This window comes from Alicyclobacillus herbarius DSM 13609 (assembly GCF_000430585.1).
Lineage (GTDB): Bacteria > Bacillota > Bacilli > Alicyclobacillales > Alicyclobacillaceae > Alicyclobacillus_G > Alicyclobacillus_G herbarius.
Window position 1 is genome coordinate 72619 of record NZ_AUMH01000020.1, and the last position, 6005, is coordinate 78623.

At 58.5% G+C, this 6005-nt stretch carries 6 protein-coding genes; all 6 read left to right on the forward strand.

The window, feature by feature from the left end; all coding sequences use genetic code 11:
- Positions 1–2 precede the first annotated feature (2 nt).
- Complete coding sequence (locus H522_RS0113670; RefSeq protein WP_026962759.1) at positions 3–425, forward strand: flagellar protein FlaG; 423 nt, start codon at positions 3–5, stop codon at positions 423–425.
- Between the two features lie 61 nt (positions 426–486).
- Positions 487–1032: a ribosome hibernation-promoting factor, HPF/YfiA family gene (gene hpf / locus H522_RS0113675; RefSeq protein WP_026962760.1), complete on the forward strand. Its 546-nt coding sequence runs from the start codon at positions 487–489 to the stop codon at positions 1030–1032.
- Positions 1033–1275: 243 nt separating this feature from the next.
- Positions 1276–3663, forward strand: coding sequence for a preprotein translocase subunit SecA (gene secA / locus H522_RS0113680; RefSeq protein WP_026962761.1), 2388 nt, complete (start codon positions 1276–1278; stop codon positions 3661–3663).
- Positions 3664–3807: 144 nt separating this feature from the next.
- A protein-coding gene (gene prfB / locus H522_RS0113685; RefSeq protein WP_155836442.1) for a peptide chain release factor 2 occupies positions 3808–4963 on the forward strand; the annotation gives its coding sequence in 2 pieces (ribosomal slippage) (positions 3808–3885 and positions 3887–4963; 1155 coding nt in all).
- 203 nt (positions 4964–5166) lie between these two features.
- A complete protein-coding gene (locus H522_RS20665; protein WP_155836444.1) occupies positions 5167–5685 on the forward strand; it encodes a GNAT family N-acetyltransferase in 519 nt (172 codons plus the stop codon).
- 89 nt (positions 5686–5774) lie between these two features.
- A partial coding sequence (locus H522_RS0113695) for a helix-turn-helix domain-containing protein (protein ID WP_026962763.1) occupies positions 5775–6005 on the forward strand: 231 nt, incomplete at its 3' end.

The following is a 6005-nucleotide window of genomic DNA, read 5'->3' on the forward strand; positions in this document are numbered from 1 at the left end:
CAATGGACATTCGGCACCCCAATACTTCCTGGTTATCCACTTACGCGCAGCACCTCACCCCTTCCGATTGGCGGTCGCAAACGGGGGATGCATCCGACACTTCACATGCGACAAACGCCGATGCAGTTGCATCGACAGCGGTTCCTTTTATCACCCCAGTCCAAGTCCAGCAGCCCGCTGTCACCGACAGCGCGCAGGCGGAAGTGAATCGGACCACGCTCCAGAAAGCCATTGACGCGGTCAATCAGCACTTGGCACCGCGCCAGATGCGGGTCGAGTTTCAATACGATGATAAGGCGAATCGGCTCTTTGTGAACGTGATTGACGTGCGTACGGGGCAACTCGTGCAAGAGATTCCGCCGGAAGGCGTGCGGCGCCTGCTGGAGGGCAGAACAGAGGGCATTCTATCGGACGGAACTATCTGAGAATTATGGTGTCGTGGGCGGGATCGTGATATAATTGGGTTACGAAGGGAGGAGTTTTCATATGCACGTACAAGTACGTGGTGACCACATTGAAGTGACGGACGCGCTTCAAGAGTACGCCGCAAGGAAACTTGGTCGCCTGGAAAAGTACTTTGACACTCCACCTGAGAAAGAGGCGCACGTGACGATGTCGGTGGTGGGGAACCAACACCGCGTCGAGGTGACCCTGCAGCTGCACGGTGTGCTGTTTCGGGCCGAAGAGGAGTCGGAGGACATGTACGCGTCCATCGATCTCGTCGTCGACAAGCTAGAACAGCAGATCAACCGCTATAAAGCGAAGATCAACCAGCGCTTTCGCGAACAGGGTCTGCGTACGCAGATTAAATCCTCCCGATACGAAACCGCCCGCCGCCATACGGATGACGAAGAGCTGCGCGTCGTCAAGACCAAGCGCTTCCCCATCAAGCCGATGGACGTGGAAGAGGCGGTTTTGCAAATGGAACTCTTGAGCCACGATTTCTTTGTATTTACGAATGCGGACACCGAAGAGGTGAACGTGATATACCGCCGACGCGACGGCAACTATGGGCTGATTGAGCCGCAATGACTGCGAATCGATGGTACGAAAGCGCCCACCTGAACAGTCGGGTGGGTGTTGTGTTTTCGCGGATTTGCACGAAAGCCACCGGTAAACCGGCTCCGCTACCCACCTCAATTGGAAGAACCCTCCTGACGGTTGTGATTCCCGTTCGTGACCTGTACAATCGTATGCTAGGAGATGTTGGGCTCCGGCACCCGCCGCGATGGGGCGATTGCGGGGCCCACGCACAGAGAGGGGCGTGACCTTCGGGTGGGAGTCCTGAAGCAACTGTTTGACAGCAATGAACGCGAAATCGCCCGGATGCGCAAAGTCGTCGCCCGCATCAACGACCTAGAGCCGCAAATCGAAGGGCTTAGCGACGAGGAGCTGCGGGCCAAGACCGATGAATTCCGCAGCCGTCTCGAGCAGGGAGAAAAGCTCGACAACTTGCTTGTGGAGGCCTTCGCCGTCGTCCGTGAAGCGGCGAAGCGGGTGCTCGGCCAGCGTCACTTCGACGTGCAGCTGATGGGCGGCATCGTCTTACATCACGGCAAGGTGGCGGAAATGAAGACCGGTGAAGGTAAGACCTTGGTCGCCACCCTGCCGTCGTACCTGAACGCCCTGACCGGCAAGGGCGTACACGTCGTCACGGTGAACGATTACCTGGCGCGGCGCGACAGCGAGATGATGGGGCGCGTGCACCAGTTCCTCGGCCTGAGTGTCGGCCTCAACATCGCAGGTATGGACGCGGCCGCCAAACGGGAAGCGTATCAGGCAGACATCACATACGGCACCAACAACGAGTTCGGTTTCGACTATCTGCGTGACAACATGGTCATGTCGTTGGACGAGATGGTGCAACGGCCGCTGCACTTTGCCATCGTCGACGAGGTCGACTCGATTCTTATCGACGAGGCGCGCACGCCGCTGATTATCTCCGGTCCCGCGGAAAAGTCGGCGGACCTGTACTTCCGCGCCGACCTGTTCGTGCGCGGGTTGAATCCGGACGATTACGAAGTCGACGAGAAGATGCGCACCGTCAACCTCACCGATTCCGGCGTCAAAAAAGGGGAGCGCTTCTTCCGCGTGAAAAACTTGTTCGATCCGGACAACGTCGCGCTCATGCACCACATCACCCAAGCCCTCAAGGCACACGGGCTGATGAAGCGGGACAAAGACTACGTCGTGGCAGGCGACGAGGTCATTATCGTCGATGAGTTCACCGGTCGCTTGATGCAGGGCCGCCGTTACAGTGAGGGTCTGCACCAAGCGATTGAGGCCAAAGAGGGTGTACCGGTCCAGAACGAGACCAAGACTTTGGCGACGATTACGCTCCAGAACTACTTCCGCATGTACCAGAAGCTGTCCGGCATGACCGGCACCGCCAAGACGGAGGAGAAGGAGTTCCAGGAGATCTACGGCATGGACGTCGTCGTCATCCCGACCAACCGGCCGATGATCCGCCAGGACCTGCCGGACATCATCTACAAGACCGAGCGGGCTAAATTCAATGCCGTGGTCGAGGAGATTGTCCGTCGTCATGAAAAGGGACAACCCGTCTTGGTCGGTACCACGTCTATCGACAAGTCCGAGCTGCTCTCCGGTCTGCTCAAGCGCCGCGGCATCATGCACCAGGTGCTCAACGCCAAGCAGCACGAGCGCGAGGCGGAAATCATTGCCCGCGCCGGCCAGAAGCACGCAGTAACCATCGCGACGAACATGGCCGGCCGTGGCACGGACATCCTGCTCGGAGAAGGCGTGGCAGAGCTCGGCGGTCTGCATATCATTGGTACAGAGCGGCATGAGAGCCGGCGCATCGACAACCAGCTCCGCGGGCGATCCGGACGTCAAGGCGACCCGGGTTCTTCCCAATTCTTCTTGTCGCTGGAGGATGACCTGCTGCGGCTGTTCGGATCGGACAATATTAAGCGGATGATGGACCGGATGGGTCTGGAAGAAGACCAGCCGATTGACCACAAGATGTTGACCGGCGCGATGGAACGGGCGCAGAAAAAGGTCGAGGCAAACAACTACGACATCCGGAAGCACGTCCTGCGCTACGACGACGTGATGAACAAGCAGCGCGAGGTCATCTATCGCCAGCGCCGGCAGATCCTTGAGCAGGAAAACCTGCGTGATGTAGTGGAAGGGATGGGCAAAGACCTGATTGACCACATGCTGGAGGTCTATTGCTCGACCGAACAGGTGCCGGAAGACTGGGACCTGGATGCCCTTATCGCCTTTGGCGAGCGTCATTTCCTTCACCCGGGCCAGGTCAAGGCGGAAGACGTGCGCGGGCTGGAGCGAGATGAGCTGCGCCAGAAGCTGTACGACATCCTGCACCAGAACTACGACGCCCGCGAGGAGGAGTTGGGTCCGTTCATGCGCGACTTGGAGCGGGTCGTCGTGCTGCGCACGGTGGACTCCAAGTGGATGGACCACATCGACGCGATGGATCAGTTCCGGCAGGGTGTACACTTGCGCTCCTACGGTCAGGCCGATCCGCTCGTCATTTATCAAAAAGAGGGCTACGAGATGTTCGAGGCGATGATTCGCAGCATCGAAGAGGAAGTCATCCTCTACGTGTTTAAGGCGAGCATCTCGATGACCCCGCAGCCGGTCCCGATTCACGACACGGTTCCGGTTCAGGGCGGCTGAGCTGTACAGCGCGCCCAACGCGCGGGCGCAAGTCGCAGCCTGCGGCGTCGACCACTGTGAACTCGCCGGCAGCCCCCTGTCATAGGTGCGGGCGGATCGCCCTCCTGCAAGGCAACTAAGAACTTACATTCGAGGTGAATGTTGATGGCAGAAACGTTTGGGGAACTGCGCAGCGAAGCGCAAAATATGGCTAAGCGATTAGCGGAAATCGGGAGGTCTCTTTGACGTCGCTGCCAAGGAGCAGCGAATCGCCGAACTCGAGGCCAAGATGGCGGAACCTGGCTTTTGGGATGACCAGTCTGCCGCGCAGAAGGTCATCAACGAAGTCAACAGCCTACGCGGCAACGTGGAACAGATGCGCAAGCTCGAATCGGACAAGGACGACCTGGAAGTGATGATTGAGCTGGCCGCCGAGGAGAACGATATGGACCTGTTCGCCGAGGCGAACGAGGCGGCGGCGGCCCTTGAAAAGGACATCGAGAAGTTTGAGCTGCAGCTGATGCTCTCCGGCCCTTACGACGCGAACAACGCTATTGTCGAGTTGCACCCGGGCGCAGGCGGCACCGAGTCGCAGGACTGGGCGGCCATTTTGCTTCGGATGTACACGCGTTGGGCGGAAGACAAGGGCTATAAGGTGGAGACGCTGGACTACCTGCCCGGCGACGAGGCGGGCATCAAGAGCGTCACCTTGCTCATCAAGGGGCACAACGCCTACGGCTACCTGAAGGCGGAGAAGGGCGTGCACCGATTGGTGCGCATCTCTCCGTTTGACGCCTCCGGGCGCCGCCATACATCGTTCGCATCGGTGGATGTCATCCCGGAAATCGACGAGGACGACACCATCGAAATCAAGCCCGAAGAGCTGCGCATTGACGTCTATCGGTCCAGCGGCGCCGGCGGACAACACGTGAATACCACCGACTCGGCGGTGCGTATCACCCACTTGCCGACCGGGATTGTCGTCACCTGCCAAAGCGAGCGGTCGCAGATTCAAAACCGCGAGCGGGCGATGAACATTCTACGTGCCCGCCTGGCCGAGAAGAAGCGCCAGGAACAGGAGGAGCAGATGGCGAAACTGCGCGGCGAGCAGAAGGAGATTGCCTGGGGCAGCCAGATTCGCTCGTACGTGTTTCACCCGTATTCACTGGTCAAGGACCACCGGACTGGGCAGGAGATTGGCAACGTCCAGGCGGTGGTCGACGGCTTGCTCGATCCGTTCATCGACGCCTACCTGCGCTGGCAGCTTGCGATTCAGCAGGGTAAGGCGGTGGCCACAGCCGGCGATGACCTGGACGTGTAAGCGGACGAGGTGTCCTGGCTGAGGGCGATTCTAGAATGGGATAGGGGCGACAATTGGATAGGCGCGGCCAGGCATGCAGGCGGATGGGTAACGGCGTGTTTGCACCCCGTTTCCCATTGGCTCGCCTACCCCTGACGTGCCCTTGACTGTAACAAGGCTGGCTTCCGGTCTGCAGACTGTTGCGGGTTTGGGAGTCGGCCTTGTTGTCGCGAGTGGAGTTTTTGGCTTTGTCCTCTGTCCAGGGGGTTCGAGTGGTTTGTGATTCGGGGAATGGCGCGGATAAGTGCGTGCCTCACCTGCGCGGCATCGAGCGCATTGAACTGTTTGCCTCAGATTCGTTGTACGGATTATGGAGGCGAAAGGATAGTGGTCGGGGAGAGGGGATGTCGATGTTGAAGCCGATGCCCATACACGGGTACAGGATTCGCCAAGGCGTGATTGCGGACGCGGCGCAGGTGGCAAAGGTCAACGTGGACAGCTGGCGCAGCACCTATCGGGGAATCGTATCTGACGCGTTCTTGGACAGCCTTTCGTATGTGAGCCGAGAACAGGGGCTGCGAGAGCGGCTGCAAAAAAGCGCAGACCCGACGAATCCTTACGCGATGTTCGTTGTCGAAGACACCCTGGGACGAATTGTCGGCTTTGCGGATGGGGGACCGGAACGATCTGGCGATCCGCGGTATGACGGGGAACTTTACGCCATTTATCAATATGCGCCGTAAGACCCCGAGCTTTAGCTCTGGGGATATAAGGCGCTCGCCGTTAGGCGAAAGTTGTTTCGTTTTTACACTGTATATGGTACAACGTAAGTATGTTGAAAAAGAGAGCCTACCGATACCGTTTCTATCCGACCGAAGAGCAGAAAGAAATCCTCGCCAAGACGTTTGGTTGTGTTCGCTTTGTCTACAATTGGGGCTTACGCCTCAAGACAGATGCGTACTACAACGAAGGCAAACGTCTGTACTACAAGGATCTGTCGGCTCAATTGACCGTCTTGAAACGGCAACCTGGCATGGTATGGCTCAATGAAGTTTCCAGTGTT